At 72.7% G+C, this 18,609-nt stretch carries 17 protein-coding genes; 7 read left to right on the top strand and 10 right to left on the bottom strand.

Annotation, left to right across the window (positions count from 1 at the left end; genetic code table 11):
- Positions 1–101: 101 nt before the first annotated feature.
- The 5 genes from AB0J12_RS05105 to AB0J12_RS05085 form a co-directional block, all read right to left on the bottom strand.
- Positions 102–1,235: an aromatic ring-hydroxylating dioxygenase subunit alpha gene (locus tag AB0J12_RS05105; RefSeq protein ID WP_363262818.1), complete on the bottom strand. Its 1,134-nt coding sequence runs from the start codon at positions 1,233–1,235 to the stop codon at positions 102–104.
- A gap of 159 nt (positions 1,236–1,394) precedes the next feature.
- Positions 1,395–2,555, bottom strand: a complete 1,161-nt coding sequence (locus AB0J12_RS05100; RefSeq protein WP_363262817.1) for an FAD-dependent oxidoreductase — start codon at positions 2,553–2,555, stop codon at positions 1,395–1,397.
- Positions 2,552–2,914: a bifunctional 3-phenylpropionate/cinnamic acid dioxygenase ferredoxin subunit gene (locus AB0J12_RS05095; protein WP_363262816.1), complete on the bottom strand. Its 363-nt coding sequence runs from the start codon at positions 2,912–2,914 to the stop codon at positions 2,552–2,554. The genes AB0J12_RS05100 and AB0J12_RS05095 overlap by 4 nt, the downstream gene beginning before the upstream one ends.
- A gap of 286 nt (positions 2,915–3,200) precedes the next feature.
- Complete coding sequence (locus tag AB0J12_RS05090; RefSeq protein ID WP_363262815.1) at positions 3,201–3,836, bottom strand: MBL fold metallo-hydrolase; 636 nt, start codon at positions 3,834–3,836, stop codon at positions 3,201–3,203.
- Positions 3,833–4,918 carry an S-(hydroxymethyl)mycothiol dehydrogenase gene (locus AB0J12_RS05085; RefSeq protein WP_363262814.1) on the bottom strand — a complete coding sequence of 362 codons (1,086 nt, stop codon included), beginning with the start codon at positions 4,916–4,918 and terminating at the stop codon, positions 3,833–3,835. Before AB0J12_RS05085 ends, AB0J12_RS05090 begins: the two co-directional genes overlap by 4 nt.
- Before the next feature lie 417 nt (positions 4,919–5,335).
- Between AB0J12_RS05085 and AB0J12_RS05080 the strand changes: the two genes are divergently transcribed.
- From AB0J12_RS05080 to AB0J12_RS05070, 3 genes are all read left to right on the top strand, one after another.
- The gene (locus AB0J12_RS05080) at positions 5,336–6,061 is read left to right on the top strand and encodes a GNAT family protein (RefSeq protein WP_363262813.1); all 726 of its coding nucleotides are present in this window, start codon (positions 5,336–5,338) and stop codon (positions 6,059–6,061) included.
- Between the two features lie 105 nt (positions 6,062–6,166).
- Positions 6,167–7,225, top strand: a complete 1,059-nt coding sequence (locus AB0J12_RS05075) for a PP2C family protein-serine/threonine phosphatase (protein WP_363262812.1) — start codon at positions 6,167–6,169, stop codon at positions 7,223–7,225.
- Positions 7,226–7,408: 183 nt separating this feature from the next.
- Positions 7,409–7,726, top strand: a complete 318-nt coding sequence (locus tag AB0J12_RS05070; RefSeq protein WP_363263208.1) for an ANTAR domain-containing protein — start codon at positions 7,409–7,411, stop codon at positions 7,724–7,726.
- A gap of 22 nt (positions 7,727–7,748) precedes the next feature.
- Here AB0J12_RS05070 and AB0J12_RS05065 read toward each other — a convergent pair whose 3' ends face one another.
- Positions 7,749–8,702: a helix-turn-helix transcriptional regulator gene (locus AB0J12_RS05065; RefSeq protein ID WP_363262811.1), complete on the bottom strand. Its 954-nt coding sequence runs from the start codon at positions 8,700–8,702 to the stop codon at positions 7,749–7,751.
- A 278-nt stretch (positions 8,703–8,980) separates the two neighbouring features.
- On the opposite strand from AB0J12_RS05065, the gene AB0J12_RS05060 reads away from it, so the two are divergent.
- Complete coding sequence (locus AB0J12_RS05060) at positions 8,981–9,334, top strand: STAS domain-containing protein (protein WP_363262810.1); 354 nt, start codon at positions 8,981–8,983, stop codon at positions 9,332–9,334.
- Between the two features lie 31 nt (positions 9,335–9,365).
- On the opposite strand, the gene wrbA is transcribed toward AB0J12_RS05060, so the two are convergent.
- Positions 9,366–9,977 (bottom strand): NAD(P)H:quinone oxidoreductase, encoded by a 612-nt coding sequence (wrbA, locus tag AB0J12_RS05055; RefSeq protein ID WP_363263207.1) that lies wholly within the window; start codon positions 9,975–9,977, stop codon positions 9,366–9,368.
- Between the two features lie 138 nt (positions 9,978–10,115).
- Here wrbA and sigJ point away from each other — a divergent pair, with 138 nt between their 5' ends.
- Positions 10,116–11,051, top strand: a complete 936-nt coding sequence (sigJ, locus tag AB0J12_RS05050; protein WP_363262809.1) for an RNA polymerase sigma factor SigJ — start codon at positions 10,116–10,118, stop codon at positions 11,049–11,051.
- Between the two features lie 404 nt (positions 11,052–11,455).
- On the opposite strand, the gene AB0J12_RS05045 is transcribed toward sigJ, so the two are convergent.
- Together AB0J12_RS05045 and AB0J12_RS05040 are read right to left on the bottom strand one after the other, a co-directional pair.
- Positions 11,456–11,932, bottom strand: a complete 477-nt coding sequence (locus AB0J12_RS05045; RefSeq protein WP_363262808.1) for a (2Fe-2S)-binding protein — start codon at positions 11,930–11,932, stop codon at positions 11,456–11,458.
- Between the two features lie 9 nt (positions 11,933–11,941).
- Positions 11,942–14,272, bottom strand: coding sequence for a molybdopterin cofactor-binding domain-containing protein (locus AB0J12_RS05040; RefSeq protein WP_363262807.1), 2,331 nt, complete (start codon positions 14,270–14,272; stop codon positions 11,942–11,944).
- 174 nt (positions 14,273–14,446) lie between these two features.
- On the opposite strand from AB0J12_RS05040, the gene AB0J12_RS05035 reads away from it, so the two are divergent.
- Complete coding sequence (locus AB0J12_RS05035; RefSeq protein WP_363262806.1) at positions 14,447–15,655, top strand: helix-turn-helix domain-containing protein; 1,209 nt, start codon at positions 14,447–14,449, stop codon at positions 15,653–15,655.
- 100 nt (positions 15,656–15,755) lie between these two features.
- A complete protein-coding gene (locus AB0J12_RS05030) occupies positions 15,756–16,505 on the top strand; it encodes a hypothetical protein (protein WP_363262805.1) in 750 nt (249 codons plus the stop codon).
- An 8-nt stretch (positions 16,506–16,513) separates the two neighbouring features.
- Here AB0J12_RS05030 and AB0J12_RS05025 read toward each other — a convergent pair whose 3' ends face one another.
- Entirely contained in the window at positions 16,514–18,157 is a 1,644-nt protein-coding gene (locus AB0J12_RS05025; protein ID WP_363262803.1) for a sigma-70 family RNA polymerase sigma factor, read from the bottom strand.
- Positions 18,158–18,609: the final 452 nt, after the last annotated feature.

The raw sequence follows: 18,609 nt of genomic DNA, 5'->3' as shown, positions 1-18,609 counted from the left end.
CGTGGTGGACCGCACGCCCTTGCCGGACGAAGCGCCCGGAGCACGACCGCCGCACGGCCCGCGTACGCCCCCCGCGCGGGCCCCGGGCACCGGCCCCGGCCTCACTCCGGCTGCCGCGTGCCGAGCCGCTCGTTCACCCAGTCGTGGAAGGCGCCGATGTGGTGCTCGCTGGGCACCAGCACACCGCCCTTGGCGTACAGCCGCGAGCTCATGCCGGGCTGGGTGCGCTCACAGGCGTCGAAGTCCTGGCGGTTGACCCGGTCGAACAGCTCCACGGACCGGCTGACGTCCCTGCCGCTCTCCACCACGCCGGGCAGGTACAGCCAGTCGCACTCGACGACCGTGCGGTCGACGGCGACCGGGTACATCCGGTGGAAGATCACATGGTCGGGCACGAGGTTGATGAAGACCTGCGGCTTGACGGTGATCGCGTAGTAGCGCCGGTCCTGGTCCTCGGACACCCCGGGGATGCGGTCCAGGCCTTCGGAGCCGTCGACTGTGAAGCCCTTGACCTCCTCGCCGAACTCCGCGCCGTGCCCGACGTAGTACTGGGCGGCGTACCCGTCGGCGAACTCCGGGAGCACCTCGGTGAGTTCGGGGTGGATCGTGGCGCAGTGGTAGCACTCCATGAAGTTCTCGATGATGAGCTTCCAGTTCGCCTGCACGTCGTAGACGATCCGCTTGCCCACCGCGAGGTCCTCGATGCCGTAGCGCTCGATCGCCGCCACGTCCCCGAGACGCTCGACGACCGCGCCGATCACCTCCTCCTCGAAGGAGGGCGGGTTCTCCGCAAGGCACACCCAGACATAGCCGAGCCATTCCCGCACGGCCACATCGGCCAGGCCGTATTCGGTACGGCCGACGTCGGGCATCTTGGTGAGGTTGGGCGCCGCGACGAGCTTGCCGTTCAGGTCGTAGGTCCAGGCGTGGTACGGGCACTGGAAGGCGCGCTTGACCTCGCCGGACTCCTCGGTGCAGAGCTTGGCTCCGCGGTGCCGGCACACATTGAAGAACGCGCGGATCGAGGAGTCGCGTGCGCGGGTGACGAGGATCGACTCGCGGCCCACGTCGACGGTGCGGAAGGCCCCGGGCTTGGGCAGGTCGGAGGCGCGGGCGACGCAGAACCACATCGCCTCGAAGATGTGCTCCTGTTCCTGGGCGAAGATGCCCGGGTCGGTGTAGGAGGAGCCGGGGAGGGTGGCGATCAGACTGTCCGGCAGGCTGGTCGAGGTCACGGGTGCACTCCTCGGGAGAACGTCGTGGGTCGGTGGGTCACGCGCCGGGAAGAGCGGCTTCGAACGGCGTTGTGAGAAGCGTGATGCGATCACTCTGTTGCTCATGACGCAATGTCGCGTGTGATGTGCAACGCAGCATCGGCGGCCGCGAGAGAGGTGTCAAGAGGTCGCGGCGAGCTGCTTGCGCCAGCGGGTGAACAGGCGCGGCTGGTTCATCCCGAGCGCGGCGACGGGCGTGCCGGCTTGCCGGTACACGGCGAGGAAGCTGCGCTCGTCGGTGCGGCCCGCCTCGACCGTCACGCTGTCGGCGCCGGCGGCGTGCCCGGTGAACTGGATCTTCACGCCGTACTGGTCGGACCAGAAGTACGGCGGCCGGGGCGTCCCCGGTTCGCGCGCGCCGTGTGCGAGCAGGGTGGCCACGGCGGCGTCGGGCCGTTCCAGCGCGCCGGTCCAGTGCTCGACGCGGCGGTGCGTGCCGGTGTGCGGGTCGTACCAGTTGGCGCAGTCGCCGACGGCGACCACCCCGGCGAGGCTGGTGCGCCCGTCGGAGCCGCAGGTGACGCCGTTGTTCAGGGCGACGCCGGAACCCTCCAGCCAGTCCACGTCGGGGCGTGCCCCGACGCCCACGACGACGATGTCCGCGGGGACGGTGCGCCCGTCCTCCAGCAGGACGGCGTCGACGCGCCGCTCGCCGCTCAGCCCCTTGACGCCCACCCCGCACAGCAGCCGTACGCCGTGGTCGGCATGGAGGGCGGAGACGACCGCTCCCATGTCCGCGCCGAGCGGTCCGGCCAGCGGTGTCGGGGCCGCCTCGACCACGGTGACGTCGAGGCCGAGGGCGTACGCCGTGGAGGCGACCTCGGCGCCGATGAAGCCGCCGCCGATCACCACCAGCCGTCCGCCGAAGGCCAGTTCGTCCCGCAGGGCGCGGGCGTCGTCCAGGGTGCGCAGCGTGTGGACGCCGGCGAGGCCGTCCGTGCCGGGCAGGGTGCGGGCGGCGGCGCCGGTCGCGAGGACGACGCCGTCGGCGCGGATCTCCCGGCCGTCGGCGAGCCGTATCGACCGCTCGGTGCGGTCCAGTGCGGTGGCGCGGGTGCCGAGCACCCACTCGGCCTGGAGTTCCTCACCGTCGCGTTCGAGGGCCAGGTCCGCCTCGCCGAGGGTTCCGGCGAGGAACTCCTTGGACAGCGGCGGCCGGTCGTACGGACGGTGGGGCTCGTCGCCGATGACGACCAGCCGGCCGTCGTACCCCCGTTGCCGCAGCGAGCGCGCGGCCGACAGACCGGCCAGCGAGGCGCCCACGACGGCGACGGTCCTCACGCGGGGCCTCCGGCCAGGCGGGCGGCGACGCACGGGGGCAGGTTGGGTGCCTCGGTGGACAGCCGGACGAAGATCATGCCGTTCTCGACGATCACCTCGTGGGTGCGGACCGGGAGCTTGGCCGGCGGGGCGTCCACGGCCCCGGTCCTGAGGTCGAACTTCGAGGCGTGCAGCGGGCATTCGACCTCGCAGCCCTCCAGCCAGCCGTCGGCGAGCGAGGCGTCCTGGTGGGTGCAGGTGTCGTCGATGGCGTAGAGCTCGCCGTCGTCGGTGTGGAACACCGAGACCGGCGGGTCGATGTCGAGCCGGTGGGCCTCGCCTCGCGGCAGATCCGCGAGACGGCACGCGGGAATCATCATGACACCTCGGTGCGTATAGCGAAACGGATTGCGGTTAGCGCAACGTCAGTCTGCGGGCCGCCGAGAAGCGTTGTCAAGGCGTTCACCGGGCGGGTTGCGCGAGGTCCGGCGGCGTTTTCCGGGCACGCTGGAGCGCCTGCGAAAGCGCAGGTGGGAAGCAGGGTCGGCGCACATGCGGGCGCCAGTGAGGAGGTGCGGGCACACGGGTGGGGGCGCCTCGCACGGTGCGGCGACGGCCCTGCCGCCGGTGCCGGGGCAGGGCCGCCATCACGCCGGGGCGGCTTGCTCAGAAGCCGCGGTCGATCCACTCCTGACGATGCGGCGCCTCGGCGCCGACGGTGGTGGTGTCGCCGTGCCCGGTGTGCACGACGGTGTCGTGCGGCAGGGAGAGCAGACGCTCGCTGATGGAGTCGATGATGGTCGGGAAGTCGCTGTACGACCGTCCCGTCGCCCCCGGCCCGCCGGCGAACAGGGTGTCACCGCTGAACAGCGCGGACAGCGCGGGCGCGTACAGACAGACGGCTCCCGGCGCGTGGCCCGGGGTGTGCAGCACGGTCAGCTCCGTGCCCGCCACCGTGAGCCGCTGCCCGTCGGCCAGCTCGCCGTCGGGTTTGCGGTCCGGGTGGGTCTGCCGCCACAGCGGCAGATCGTCCGGGTGCAGCAGGACCGGGGCGCCGGTGCGGTCGGCGAGGGCGGGGGCTGCGCCGATGTGGTCGTTGTGCGCGTGGGTGCACACGATGGCGCGCAGGGCGCGTCCGCCGAGGGCGCGTTCGACGGCGTCGACGTCGTGCGCGGCGTCGATCACCACGGCCTCGTCGTCGTCACCGACGATCCAGACGTTGTTGTCGACGTCCCAGGTGCCGCCGTCCAGGGAGAACGTCCCCGAGGTGACGAGGCGTTCGATGCGTGCCCCGGCGGTCACAGGACCACCACCGAGCGCAGGACGTCGCCGTGGTGCATGCGCTCGAAGGCCTTCTCGACGTCGTCGAGCGCGATCGTCTCGGTGACGAAGGCGTCCAGGTCGAGGCGGCCCTGGAGATAGAGGTCGACGAGCATCGGGAAGTCCCGGGAGGGCAGGCAGTCGCCGTACCAGGACGACTTCAGTGCCCCGCCCCGGCCGAAGACGTCCAGCAGCGGCAGCTCCAGCTTCATCTCCGGGGTGGGGACGCCGACCAGCACCACCGTGCCGGCCAGATCACGGGCGTAGAAGGCCTGCTGGTAGGTCTCCGGGCGGCCGACGGCCTCGATGACGACGTCGGCGCCGAAGCCGCCGGTCAGCTCGCGCACCGCCTCCACCGCGTCGGTCGCCTTGGAGTTGACCGTGTGCGTGGCGCCCAGCTTCTCGGCCGTGGCGAGCTTGCGGTCGTCGATGTCGACGGCGATGACCTTCGCGGCGCCGGCCAGCTTGGACCCGACGATCGCCGCGTCGCCGACACCGCCGCAGCCGATCACGGCGACGGTGTCGCCGCGGCCGACGTTGCCGGTGTTGATCGCCGCGCCGATGCCCGCCATCACGCCGCACCCGAGCAGACCGACGGCGGCCGCGGAGGCGGCCGGGTCGACCTTGGTGCACTGCCCGGCGGCGACCAGGGTCTTCTCCGCGAAGGCGCCGATGCCGAGGGCCGGCGAGAGTTCCGTGCCGTCGGTCAGGGTCATCTTCTGCCGGGCGTTGTGCGTGTTGAAGCAGTACCAGGGCCGGCCGCGCAGACACGCGCGGCACTGGCCGCACACCGCCCGCCAGTTCAGGACGACGAAGTCGCCGGGCGCCACGTCGGTGACGCCCTCCCCCACCGCCTCCACGACACCGGCGGCCTCGTGCCCCAGCAGGAAGGGGAAGTCGTCGCTGATGCCGCCCTCGCGGTAGTGCAGATCGGTGTGGCAGACGCCGCAGGCCTCGATCTTGACCACGGCCTCGCCCGGACCGGGGTCGGGCACGATGATCGTTTCCAGACTGACGGGGGCACCCTTGCTGCGTGCGACGACCGCGCGGACCTGCTGAGCCATGGCCACTCCTCGGCTGACAGAGGATCGAGATGTTGCCTATTGCGATACGCATCTCGTATTTCGCAACACAGCATCGCGGAGAGGGGGTCGGGGGTCAAGGAATCCGACGAAGCGCGTTGCGAGTCGCGGACGCCGACGGACCCTCCGGGTCGCCGTAGGAGGAGAACGGGCCGGCCCCGGTCGGGAACGGACCGCCGAGGGCACCGGATTCGCGTTGCCCGATACGCCCGGCTTCCCGTACGTGACCTGCAACGACACAGGGCACGCGCCTTGCGGAATCACGTCATCCGGCCGTCTACTGTCCTTCACGTCTTCGTTGCTCGCACAACGGGACCTCTGACGCATCCTGTCTCTCCCCCCTTCGCGCCGGGCCACCGGTGACCGGGAGAGCCCCCCTCACCAGAAAGACCGAAGGTCGTGCCCGTTGCCGTCGTTCTCGCCGGTCGCCTGACGCGGCTGGAGCCCCTCGCGACGCACCATGTCGAGGGTCTGGCTCAAGCCGCAGCCGAGGACCGCAGCTCCTATGCGTTCACCCCTGTCCCGCAGGGCCTCGACGGGGCCGCCCATTACGTCGACCGCGCGCTCGCCGAGCAGGGGGCGGGCCGGGCGCTGCCGTTCGCCGTGGTCCGCGCCGACGACGGACGTGTCGTCGGATCGACCCGGTTCGTCGAACTCGACTACTGGCAGGGCCCCCTGGTGTGGCCCGCCGTGCCCGGCCTCCCGCACGGCGACCCGGTCACCGCCGTCCCGGACGCCGCCGAGATCGGCAACACCTGGCTGTCAGCGCGAGCCCAGGGCACCGGGATCAACGCCGAGGCCAAGCTGCTCATGCTGCGCCACGCCTTCGAGACCTGGCGGCTGCGCCGGGTGTGCTTCCGCGCCGATGCCCGCAACCTCCGCTCGCGCGCCGCGATCGAACGCCTCGGCGCCACCTGCGAGGGCGTGCGCCGGGCCCACTCCCGTGGGCTGGACGGGGTCGTGCGCGACACCGCGTTCTACTCGATCCTGGACGAGGAATGGCCCGCCGTCCGCGCCATCATCGAGCTGCGGCTCACTTCGGCGCGCACTGGGCCCGCCCTCGGCGCCCTGCACGGCGGCGGACCCCGGCCGGGCGGCCTCGACGACCGGCTCGTTCCCGCCTGAACCCCGTCCCTGCGGCACCCGGCGGCATGTGGTGGCGCGGCGGCGGAGGTGAGATCATGGCGTGTGCCCCTGCAGGAGTTGCGGCGGACGCGATCCGGGAGGGCGTTGGTCCTCATCCCGATCGGGCTGATCGTCGCGGTGTACCTGGTGGACGTCCTGGCACCGTCGGACGTCCATCTGGGACCGCTGCTGGTGGCGGCGCCGGCGCTCACCGCCGCGTTCGCCGGCCCCCGGCTCACCGCGCTGATCGGGCTGCTGGCCGTCGCCGCCCAGATACTCATCGGAGTGTCGCGGGGCGTCCTCGGCACCGAGAACCTCGTCGCGCAGATCGGCGCCCTGGTCCTCGTCTCCGGCCTCATCGTGCTGTTCTGCCTGGTCCGGGAGAGACGCGAGCGGCAGCTCTCGCACAGCCGCACGGTCGCCCAGGCCGTCCAGGAGGTGCTCTTTCCCGCGCTGCCCCGGCGCAGCGGCCCCCTGGACCTGGCCTGTCTCTATCTCGCCGCGCAGGACGAGGCGACCATGGGCGGGGACCTCTATGCCGCCGTCCGCACCCTGGACAGCACCCGGCTGCTGCTCGCGGACGTGCGCGGCAAGGGCCTGCCGGCGATCACCCATGCCGCGCTGCTGCTCGGGGCCTTCCGGGCTGCGGCGCACCGGCGGCCCAGCCTGCCCCGGCTCGCCACACACCTCGACGGCAGCATGCGCTGGGAGTCCCGCCAGTGGAGTCCGCCGGGGACACCCGACACCGAGGAGGCGTTCGCCACCGCCCTGGTGCTGGACCTCCCCGACACGGAGCCCGTCGTGCACCTCGTGGCGTGCGGGCACCCCTCTCCTCTGTTGCTGAGCGGCGGGCGCGCCGAGCCGCTGCCCGTCCGGCGGATCGCGCCGCCGCTCGGCCTCGGCGGACTGTCCGGCGACGACGCGTACACCGTGGAGTCGTTTCCGTTCCGCCCCGGCGACGTGCTGCTGCTGTGCACCGACGGCGTCCTGGAGGCCCGCGACGAGCGGGGGGTCTTCTTCCCGCTGTCCGACCGGGTCGAGGCCTGGGCCGCCGAACGACCCGACGACCTGCTGCGCCGCCTGCGCGAAGAACTCACGGCGTACGCCCCAGGCCGCCTCGGCGACGACGCGGCGGCCGTGACGATCAGCCGCCGGGCGGAGTGAGACGGCGCCGCAGCCCCGTTCCCGAGACGCCGGATGCGGGGCCGGCACCGCCGGCGGAATCCATTATTTCGTTTTCTGGACCGCCGCCACGGCAGGTCTTCGTTTCCGGCGTTCCGCAGTGCGCCCGGCCCGGGCAGGAGGACGGTGACCAGCAGACCGTCGCGTCAGGAGAGCAGCACCGCCATGCCCGAGCACGAGGACCAGGAACGTACGATCCTCGCCCTGCAGGAGGAGATCCTGCAGCTGAAGCAGGCCGTCGTCTCCCACGCCGTCGTCGACCAGGCCATCGGGGTCGTGATCGCCCGGGGCAGACTGCCGCCCGAGTCGGCCTGGGACGTGTTGAAGGACGTCTCCCAGCACACGAACACCAAACTGCGGGACGTGGCCGAACACCTGGTGCAGTGGCCGCGCTGCGGCTGGCTGCCACCGGAGATCGGCCGGGCTCTGCGCACCGCGCTGGAGCGGCGGACGCACGCCGTCGGGCACGGGCAGCGGGGCTGAGGACCCGCCGGCGTCTTCCGGCTCAGCCGTGCAGGGTGCTCGACGGGCTGGTGCCGTACGCCTCGCGGTAGAGGGCGGCGAACCGGCCGGGGTGGGCGAACCCCCAGCGGGCGGCGATGTCCCCGACGGTCGTCTCCGCGGGGTCGGCGGCCCGCAGTTCCTGGTGGACATGGGCCAGACGCACGCGGCGCAGGTAGCCCAGCGGGGTGGTGTCGAGGTGGCGGCGGAAGGCGTACTGAAGGGCACGGACGGTGACATGCGCGGCGGCGGCGATGTCGGCGACGGTGAGGGGCCGGTGGGCGTGGTCCTCGATGTGGGCGACGGCCCGCCGCAGGGTGGTGGAGTGGGCGTCGGTCCGGTCCTGCGCGGTCGGATCGGTGTGGGCGGTGTTCGGGAAGGCGGCCAGGACGCTCGCCGCGAGCAGCTGGCCGCTGGTCGAGGCGATCAGCGGCTGGGCGGCGACGGCCGGGTCGGCGAGGACGTGGTCGCGCAGATGGACGATCGTGCTCTTGAGGTGGCGGGCGGCGGCCGGCGAGTGCGGCCGGTGACCGGTCAGCCGGACGGGTTCCAGAGCCGGTTTCGGGCCGGTGGCGGCGACCTGGTCCAGCAGGGCGCTGTCCAGCATCGTGATGTTGTAGCGGGCGGTGCAGATGCGTCCGGCGTAGGGCAGGTCCGGGGGTGCGAAGAGCACCATGTCGCCGGGGCCGAAGTCGTCCTGCACGCCCTGGAAGACGTGGTCCTGGATGGTGCCCTCGTGGACCATGCACAGGCAGATCTTGCCGAGCGGGGTCACCGCGTAGCTCATGTCGAAGCCGAGGTCCAGCTCGTCGACGCTGACCGAGGGCATGGCGTCGCGGCGGATGTGCGCCCTGCTGTGCTGCGGGGTGTTGCTGCCTATGGTCATGCGGGCGTAGGCCCGGCACAGGAAGTCCTCGGTCTCGGCCAGGTCCTGGCTGTCGAACACCAGCGAGTCCATCGCGTCACCGCCCCGGCAAGATGAGAAGCCCTGTACGGCCCGGTCGCGGGAACGCGCAGGTCGGCGACCGGGTATGTCCTTCGACGCTACCCCGTCGCCGCGCGGCGATGCGTCAGGGGGTGCCCCGCGTTGCGTTTTCCGGACAGCCGCGCACCGGCGTTTCGTCCGGTGGGCTTTGCCTGCGGCCCGCGCAGGGAACATATACGCGGCAGCGTTGCTGCTCCGGGACCGCGTTGCGTCATGGGCAACCGGGGTGGGAGACAACAGAAGGAGCCACCGTGAACAACGAGGTGCGCATCCAGGTGACGGAAGAGCCCGGCCATGTGCCGCTGATCACCATGACCGGCCCGCTGGACCTGTACAGCGGCCCCCATCTGTACCGCCGGGCCACGCGCGTGCTGGAACGGCACGCGTCGCTCGTCGTGGACCTGGCCGGCGTCACCGCGTGCGACTCCTCCGGCCTGAACACGGTCCTGCGGCTGTGCCGCCGCGCCGGCGAGGCCCGCGGCCGCCTGGTCGTGGTCTCCCCGCCGGCGCTGCTGGACCGGCTCGCACCGCTCACCCTGCGGGAGAGCGCGCTGGTGGTGTACGGCAGTGCCGAGGAGGCACGCACGACGGATCTCGCCGCCTGATCACCCGGCCGCGGCGGTCCCGGCCCGGGCCTCAGCCGGCGCGGCCCGCCTTGAGTGCGGCGGCGGTCTCCGCGACCCGGCGGGCCTGGTGACGGGCCGCTTGCAGCACCACCTCACCGGGCGGGCCGTCGCCGGCCACGTGGGACGTCCCGTACGGGTTGCCCGACCGGAACTGGACGGGGTCGGTGTAGTCGGGGGGCACGATGACACCGCCCCAGTGGTAGAAGGTGTTCGCCAGCGCGAGCAGGGTGGATTCCTGTCCGCCGTGGGCGGTGTTGGAGGCGGTGAAGGCCGAGTAGACCTTGTCGGCGAGCTTGCCCTGGAACCAGAGCGGTCCGGTGGTGTCGATGAACGCCCTGAGCTGGCCGGCCGGGTTGCCGAAGCGGGTCGGGGTGCCGAAGAGCACCGCGTCGGCCCACTCCAGGTCGTCGTGGGTCGCCTCGGGGACGTCGGCGGTGTCCTCGAGGTGTCGGGACCACTCCGCCCTGGCGCCTACCGCTTCCGGAGGTGCCGTTTCGGCGACCTTGCGCAGGCGCACCTCGGCACCGGCCTTCTCGGCGCCCTCGGCGGCGGCTTGCGCGAGGGCGTGCACGGTGCCGGTGGAGCTGTAGTAGATGATCGCGACGTTCACGGATCGCATGATCGGTCTTCCTCCCTGTCGGGTTCCGATCGTTACGACGGAACAGCCCCGCGGGATGTGAGGCGGCAGGCCCGCCTCACACTTCGGGGCTCCGCTTCGTCGTAGGGGGTGAGACGGAGTTCCGAGAGAGCCGGGGAGATCATGACCAACCACCCGTCCGCGCCGGGAGAGGGCGGCCGGCCCGACGCGGGCCTGAGCGCGATCATGAGCGAGCGGCGCCGGCTGACCAATCTCGCCTACCGGCTGCTGGGCTCGCTCACCGAGGCGGAGGACGTCGTCCAGGAGACCTACGCCCGCTGGTGCGCGCTGTCTCCCGGGCAACGGGAGGCCGTCGACTCCCCCGGCGCCTGGCTGACGACCGTCGCCGGCCGGATCTGTCTGGATCTGCTCGGCTCGGCGCGGGTGCGGCGCGAGCGCTATGTGGGCGAGTGGATTCCGGAGCCGCTGCCCGACCGCACGGAGTGGATCGGCGGGCGGTCGGGCCCCGACATGGGTGACCCGGCCGACCGGGTCACCCTCGACGAGTCGGTCACGATGGCCTTCCTCGTCGTGCTCGAGGCGATGACGCCGGCCGAGCGGGTCGCGTTCGTCCTGCACGATGTCTTCCGCTATCCGTTCGGTGACATCGCCGAGATCGTCGGCCGCAGTCCGGCGGCCTGCCGTCAGCTGGCCTCCTCCGCGCGCCGCCGCCTGCGCGCGTCACCGCCCGGCGAGCGTCCGGCGGACCGGCGAAGCGGCCTGGTCAGAGCGTTCCGGCGGGCCTGGGAGGCGCGGGACATCGACGCCCTCGTCGAACTGCTGGCCCCCGACGTCACGGCGACCGGCGACGGCGGCGGACTCGTCACGGCCGCGCTCCGCCCGGTCGAGGGCGCCGAGCAGGTCGCCCGCTTCTTCACCGAACGGCCCCCCGCCGAGGTGACGCTCGTGGAGCGCACGGTCAACGGCCACCCGGGGCTGATCGCTCAACGGGACGGCGTCACGGTGTCCGTGATGGCCTTCGAGATGTCCGACGACCGCATCCACCACATCTGGGCGGTACTGAACCCGGAAAAACTCCGCGCGTGGACGACGGGGTGACGGCGGCGGGAGTGAACGTGATGCCTCGCATGACCCAAGCGAGGGGGCGACGTCTTGGCGCTGCGGGCGCTGCGCGCCCGCCCACGCCGAGCGCGTCGGGCAGGCGCCGCCCGGCGTCCGGGCGGCGCCGTACGGCAGGGCTTCGTCACCGACGTCTTCCCCTGGCTGGACGGCACCCGGCCCCGCTGCGCCGGCCGCCCAGGAGGGCGGGGACGCCGCCCACGCCCAAGCCGTGCTCCTGAGTCACGTGACCTGCGGGATCGCCCCCGCGCCGTCCCTGTCCGGACCGTCCGCAACACCTGGGCAGCGCCTGGCCCGAGGTAAGGGACGGGGTCCTGGACACGTTCCTCACGGCCGCGGCCGGGCAGGTGCACCCGCGGCCGGCAACGGGCGCCCGCCGGGGCTCAGTACTTCTTCGCGCCGGCCACGATCGCCTCGCGGATGCGGTGATAGGTGCCGCAGCGGCAGACGTTGCGGATCTCGTCGAGGTCGGCCTCGGTGATCTCGCGGCCCTCCTCGCGGGCCTTGCGCACCTTGGCGACGGCGGTCATGATCTGGCCGGGCTGGCAGTAGCCGCACTGCGCGACGTCGTACTCCAGCCAGGCCTCCTGCATCGGGTGCAGATCACGGCCGACGGTGGCGGGCAGGCCCTCGATGGTGGTGATCTCGTCGTCCGGGCCGATGTTCTCGACCGGCACCGAACACGGGTTGAACGCCTTGCCGTTGAGGTGGCTGGTGCAGGCCTGGCAGACGCCGAGCCCGCAGCCGTACTTGGGGCCGGTGACGCCGAGGACGTCTCTGAGCACCCACAGCAGCCGGACGTCGTCCTCGATGTCGACGGTCACCCGTTCGCCGTTGAGGATGAAGGTGTGTTCGGGCACGGGGTTCTCCTAGAAGGCGCGGTCGAGGCCGTCGGTGGGGGACGCGGGGATCGGCGGGGTGGTGGGCAGCGGCTCGAAGCCGAGCGGTCCGGTGTGGTTGACCGGGAAGGTCGTCGGCATGGTGCCGGTGGCGCGGCCGTAGGCGCAGGCCACCGCGGCGGCGGCGCCGGCCACGGCCAGCTCGCCGGCACCGCCGGGCTCACCCGTGGTGGGCGGCATGACGACGATCTCCAGCTCGGGCGGGGTGTTCCACTGCCGGGTGTAGAAATAGTTGTCCCAACTGCCCTCCAGGAAGTGCCCGTCCTGAAGGTGCAGTCCTGAACTCAGGGTGATCGCGATGCCGTCCATGATGCCGCCCATCATCTGCGCCTGCAGTCCACGCGGGTTGACGGCCAGGCCCACGTCGACGGCGCAGACCACCTTGGTGACGCGCGGTCCGGTGTAACCGTCGCGGACCGTGCGGCCGGTAGTCTCGGGCCGGCAGTCGATCTCGGCGAGGACGGCGACACAGGCGTGGTACTCGGGGTGGAGCGCGATGCCCTGCGCCGTGCCGGCGGGCATGCTCCGGCCCCACTGCCCCACCTCGGCCACCTTGTCCAGCACGGCCCGCGCCCGGTCGTCCTTGAGGAACTCGCGACGGAACCGGTAGGGATCCTTGCCCAGCCTCTTCGCCAGCTCGTCCACGACCAGCTCCTGCGCGCAGCGCACGTTGGGCGAGTAGATGTTGCGCATGGAGCCGGTGTGGAAACCCTTGTCCGTCTCGCTGAGCAGCTGGGTGACGACCCCGAAGTGGTACGGCGTCTGCTGGGTGAGCGCGAAGATCGTCTCGGAGAAGGTGAGGTCGCCGACCGGCAGCCGGGCGGCCTCGGCGGTGATGATCTCGCCGACGCCGTGGCCGAATTCGGTGGCGACGGAGGTGTGCCGCTGGTCGTAGGTGAGCACCTGACCTAGCGCATAGGTGGCACGTACCCGGGAGGTGGCCATGGGGTGGGCGCGGCCGTGGCGGAAGTCGTCGGTGCGGTGCCACATCAGCTTGACCGGCTTGCCCATGGCCCGGGAGATCTCGGCGGCCTCGGCGGCGGCGTCGTGGAAGAGTTTGCGGCCGAACGACCCCCCGCCCTCGGTGACATGGACCTTCACCGCGGACACGGGCAGCCCGAGCTGCGCCGCGATCTGTTCCTGCGCGACGATCGGGGACTTCAGGCTCCCCCAGATCTCCGCCGCGTCCGCCCGTACGTCGGCGATGGCGCAGTTGGTCTCCAGGGCGCTGTTGCTCGCGAAGTGGAAGGTGAACCGCGCGTCGACCGACTTGGTCAGCAAGTCCAGGGCAGGCAGCGGGAGTTCCGCCCTGCGCAGCTCGTCGCGGACCGTGTCGTCGCTTCCGCCCTCGACCGGTCCCGGGGCCCAGGAGACCTTCAGCGCGCGCACGGCGTCGATGCACTGCCCGAACGTGCGCCCGCGGACGGCGACCCCGGTGGAGACGGTGGCGACGTCGGTGATGCCGGGCATCGACCGCACCTCGGCCAGGTTGTCCACCGCGCGGACCGTACCGTTGACGGTCGGCGGCCGGCACACCATCGTCGGCAGGGCGCCGGGGACGTGCAGGTCCATGGCGAACCGCTTGCGCCCGGTGACCGCCTCCAGCGCGTCGATGCGCCGCTGCGCGGTGCCGATGACCCGGAACTCGGCGGCCTCCTTCAGCGTGACCGGCACCTGAGCCGTCGTCACCGCCGCGGCCTTCTGCGCCAGGTCGCCGTAGGTCAGGCTGCGCCCGGACGCCGTCGAGGTGACGACGCCGGCCTTGGCGGTCAGGGTGTCCACGGCCTCGCCCAGTTCCAGGGCAGCCGACCGCAGCAGTCGGCCCCGGGCGACGGCGGCCGCCACCCGGATCGGGGTGAAGGTGGAGATCGTGGTGTTGGAGCCGCCGGTGAGCTGGTTGAACAGCAGCTCCGGCCGGGCGTCGGCGAGCGTGACCCGGATCCGCTCCAGTGGCAGGTCCAGCTCCTCGGCGATCAGCATGGCGCTGGACGTCGTGATGCCCTGCCCGACCTCCGCGCGGGGCAGCGCGAAGGAGGCCGTGCCGTCGGCGTCGACGCGGATCGTGATCAGGTTCGCCGTGGGCAGGGCGGCGTGGGTGAGCATGTCGTTGAGGTCGTAGATCTCCGCGGGCCCCGGCACGGAGGGGACGACGGCCGCCGCCTCGTCGGGGGCGAGCACGGCGTCGCCGAGCTCGGCGGCGACGGTCAGGGTCGAGGCGGCCAGCACATAGCCGAGAAATCTCCGGCGTTCGATCCCCGCGCGCGCAGGACGCTCCTCCGGGTCCGTCACCTGTCCTCCCACGGGTTTCTCCTTCACTCCGCCACGACTTGTGCACACGCACCGTGCGCGCGACGACGATGCGGCTCACTGCCGGTGATTCCACCGCTCACCACCGGTTTCGGCCATGGGCGGGCGGCGGGAAAAGACGGCCCGCGTTTGTGCCGGCGCACAAACACGCCCGGCTACACTGCGCCCGTGACGCCACAGCTGAGGGCAGGCGAGCGGGTCGTCGAACTCGTGGGCCGCCTGCTGACCGAGGTCGACCGGCTCGCGGAGGACCTCACCGACCAGATCCTCGGCGGTGAACACGCCTACGCCGAGAGCACGCTGCTGGGCCGCGCACAGCTGCTCGCCGTCGTACGCGACAACCTGTCCACCATGTTCACCGCCCTGCAAGGGCGGCCCACGACACTGGACGCGCCCCGCGCCGCGGGCCGGCTGAAGGCCGAACAGGGCATCCCGCTGGCCGCGCTGCTGCACGCCTACCGGCTGGCCGGCCGTTTCATCTGGGACCGGCTGCTCGCCGTCGCAGTGGACGAGGAGAGCACCGTCCAGCTGCTGCACCTGGCCTCGGACATGTGGGCGGCCATCGACGACTACTCCGGCGCGGCCGCGGACGCCTACCGGGCCGCCGTCGAGGAGCGCTCGCGGCGCGACGCCGCGGCCCGGAGCATGATGCTCACCACCCTGCTCGAGGGCCGGGCCGGTACGCATGCGAGCGCGTGGGAGATCGCCCGCGTCCTGGACCTCGACCGGCAGGGCCCGTTCGCAGTGGTCTGCGCGGAGGTCCACGACCGGGTCGAGCCGCTGCCCAGCGTCCGCGGCCGCCTGGGCGCCGCCGGGATCGGCTCCGAGTGGCTGCAGCAGATAGGGGCCTGGGTGGGCCTGCTGTCCCTCCCCCACGAACAGGCCCTCGCGGCGGCCGTCGACCAGCTGACCGCGATCGCCCTGTCCCGGGTCGGCCTCAGCCGCGCCTTCACCTCCCCCGTCAACGCCCCGGCGGCCTGGCGGCAGGCCCAACTGGCCGTGCAGTGCCTGCCCTACGGCACCCACGGCACCCATCTGTACGGCAGCGCGCCCGTGTCACTGCTGGCCGCCGCCTCCCCCGACACCGCCCAGGAGGTCGCCGGGGCCGTGCTGGGGCCCGTCCTCGCCCTGCCCCCGCAGGAGCGGGCCACGCTGCTGGCGACCCTGCATGCCTGGTTCACCGCCGGCGGATCGACGACGGCGGCGGCCGACCGCCTGCACTGCCACCGCAACACGGTCCTGTACCGCCTGGGCCGCATCGCCGACCTGACCGGCCGCCGCACCACCGACGCCGAGTCCTCCGCCGAGCTGTACATCGCCCTCGCCGCCGTGCGGCTGAGCGGGCAACCGGGGTCGCTCGGCGTACTGCCCCCGTAGGCCTCGGCGTGCCATACGGGGGAGGAATCGCGGCCGGCGGGCAGGGCGGCGGACGAGGTGGTTATGCATCACTCGTCCACGCCCCCCGTCGGAGGTCGCAGTGAACCGCAGTAAGGCCCTGGCCTTCCTGGTCGCCGCCGTGTGCGTCGCCGTGCCGGGCACCGCCGGGTGCGAGCGGCCGGCGGGGCGCCCGTCCGCGCACGCCGCTTCGCCGGCCGGCGGGGGCCCGGCCCATCCCGCTCCCCCGCGTGCCGTCTTCCGCCCACTGCCGGGTGTCGGGCCGGCGATGCGAGCCCGTATCCCGGCGGCCGCGCGGCAGGCGCTGGTGGTCACCGGCGCGACCGCCGACACGAACGAGGCCCGGGTGGTGCTCTACGAGCAGACGCCCGGCTTGGGCTGGCACGCCGTTGCCGGTCCCTGGCCCGCCCGCAACGGGCTGCGCGGCTGGAGCGACGACCACGACCTGAACGACCTGCGCACGCCGATCGGTGTCTTCCGGCTCAGCAACGCCGGCGGCCTGCTGCCCGACCCGGGGGCCCGGCTGCCGTACGACCAGGACGAGGGCTTCACCGCCTCCGGCACCGGTCATCTCGGGGAGCCGCTGGACGGCGCCTTCGACTATGTGATCGCCATCGACTACAACCGGGTCCCGGGCAGCAGCCCGCTGGACGAGACGCGGCCCCTGGGCGAGGACAAGGGCGGCGGGGTGTGGCTGCACGTGGACCACGGCGGCCCCACCAACGCGTGCATCGCGATGGACAAGGCCTACATGCTCGCCCTGCTGCGCGTCCTGGACGCGGCGAAGCAGCCGGTGGTGGTGATGGGGCCGCAGGCCGCGCTGATGAGGTGAAGGCGCCCCTAGAGTTTGCTGCCGAAGTCCTGGGTCCACCACGGGCCGCCGTCGCCCTGGTGGATTCCGACGCCCAGGTTCCGGAAGGAGCAGTTGAGGATGTTGGCCCGGTGGCCGGGGCTGTTCATCCACGACGTCATCACCGCGTCGGGCGTCTGCTGCCCCTTGGCTATGTTCTCCCCGTACGTCGACCAGCGGTATCCGGCGGCCGTGATCCGCTGACCGGGGTCGGTGCCGTCGGGCGAGTTGTGCTCGAAGTAGTTCCGGGCGGCCATGTCGTCGGAGTGGGCCTGTGCGGCGTTCGCCAGCCCGCTGTCCTGGGTGACGGGGGCGCAGCCCGCCGCCTGCCGTTCCTTGTTGACCAGGGCGATCACTTGCGAGGCCGGGTCGGAGCCGGCCGGCTGGGCGGCCGCGCCGCGTGCCGGGGCCGGTTTCGACGGGGTCGGCCGCGGCGCGCGGCGCGTGGGCGCCGCCTTGCCGGAACCGCCAGTGGCGCTCGCGCTCGGCGAAGCCGAAGCCGACGCGGACGGGGACGGGGACGGGGTCGGGGTCGCCCTGGGGCTCGCGGAGAGGGACGGCAAGGTGTGCGCGCCGGGGGCGGCCGTGGCCTGCTCCGGCACGATCGCCGGCTCCACGCTCCGGGCCGACGCGGCCCCCTCCCGCGTACCGCCGCCGGGCAGGATGGTGAGGTAGACCAGGCCGCCGCCGGCCAGGCAGACCGCCACGACCGCGCCGCCGACCGCCCGTCGGCGCAGCCGCCGCCTGCGACGCGCCGCACCACGGGAGCCGGGCCTCGTCCCGCCCTGCCTGCCCGGACGCACGGACACCGTGTCGGCCGTCGCGGCCAGGGCCACGGTGTCCCCGGCGGCGCGGACCCGGTCCAGGAGCACGGGGGCGACCGGGACGAGCGCCAGACCCGCCAGCAGGCCCTCCGCGGGCATCAGACCGCTCCACAGGCCCGAGCAGCGCGCACAGCCGCGGGCGTGCCGGGCGATGCGCTTGCGCCACAGCGCCGAGGGCAGGCCGTCCCAGCCGGTCAGGTCGGTGTGCAGCTGCGGGCAGCGCGGCCGCGCGTCCAGCGCCCGCACCACCACCCGTGCCGCCTCCAGCTGGGCCTTCATCCGCTGCACCCGCACCGCCGCGTGCTGCGGGGACAGTTCCAGCGCCGCGGCGACCTCGGCCCGGGTCAGTTCACCGGCGGTCTCCAGCCACCACAGCGACAGCAGCCCCCGGTCGCCGGGCTCCAGCCAGCGGGTGGCGCGCGCGGTCTCCTGCCGCTGGCCGGACAGCTGCAACCGCACGATCGTCAGGTCGACGAAGTCGGCACCGGGGTCGGCGACGTCCCACGCGTCCTCCACCGGCCCCTGGGCGGGCTGCCGCGTGTGCCAGTGGGCGCGCACCTGGTTCATCGCGATGGCGACCAGCCAGGAGCGGAAGCGCGCGGGGTCGCGCAGGTCGTCCAGGGCGTCGAGCGCCCGGAGCATGGTGTCCTGGACGACGTCGTCCACGTCCACCGAACCGTTCAGCGCACGGCCCACGATGTTGTAGACCAGCGGCAGGAACGCGCCGACCAGCGCGTCCTGGGCCGCCTGGTCGCCGTCCCGGGCGGCGGTCACCAGTGCCGCGGGATCGATCGTGTGCCGTGTGTTCATGCCCAGCTCCCCTGTCGTCGACGTCGAACGTCGTGGTCCGTCACATGGGAGATCCCGGAGGGAGCGCCGGATAACGGTTTTCGCCCAGACGTGCGAAGAGAGGTCACCGCATCGGACGCCCCGCGTGCAAGGAAGCAGGTCACATCGGGCTGCGCCGGTGGACGGCGGGCCCGAACGGCGCGTCCGTTCGAGTGGAGGCCGCCGCCGCGGCGATGCGGGACGGCAGGGACCGGCGTTGTGCAGGTCCGTCACCTCCTCTGCCCCTCACCAGGAAGGAACCCGTCCATGCGACGTACCGCACTGCTCGCCGTCTGCGCCCTGATCTCCGCCGCGGCCACCGGCTTCTTCACCACCGCGGCCATCCACAGCCGATGATCGGGAAGTCGGCGTCCCGGGTTGCGGGCACCGGTGTGTGCCCGTACTCCGGTGGGGGAACCTGATTCGTCTCCGAC

Origin of the sequence: Streptomyces sp. NPDC049915 (assembly GCF_040656475.1) — a bacterium.
In the GTDB taxonomy this organism is placed as follows: Bacteria; Actinomycetota; Actinomycetes; order Streptomycetales; family Streptomycetaceae; genus Streptomyces.
Note: the sequence above shows the minus strand (reverse complement) of the source record. Positions and strands in the feature narration are given on the sequence as shown.

Coding starts and splice junctions, on each gene's coding strand:
- AB0J12_RS05095 (WP_363262816.1), bottom strand. CDS start 2,914: ATGATGATTCCCGCGTGCCGTCTCGCGGATCTGCCGCGAGGCGAGGCC.
- AB0J12_RS05085 (WP_363262814.1), bottom strand. CDS start 4,918: ATGGCTCAGCAGGTCCGCGCGGTCGTCGCACGCAGCAAGGGTGCCCCC.
- AB0J12_RS05070 (WP_363263208.1), top strand. CDS start 7,409: ATGCCCGAGCACGAGGACCAGGAACGTACGATCCTCGCCCTGCAGGAG.
- AB0J12_RS05065 (WP_363262811.1), bottom strand. CDS start 8,702: ATGGACTCGCTGGTGTTCGACAGCCAGGACCTGGCCGAGACCGAGGAC.
- sigJ (WP_363262809.1), top strand. CDS start 10,116: ATGACCAACCACCCGTCCGCGCCGGGAGAGGGCGGCCGGCCCGACGCG.
- AB0J12_RS05025 (WP_363262803.1), bottom strand. CDS start 18,157: ATGAACACACGGCACACGATCGATCCCGCGGCACTGGTGACCGCCGCC.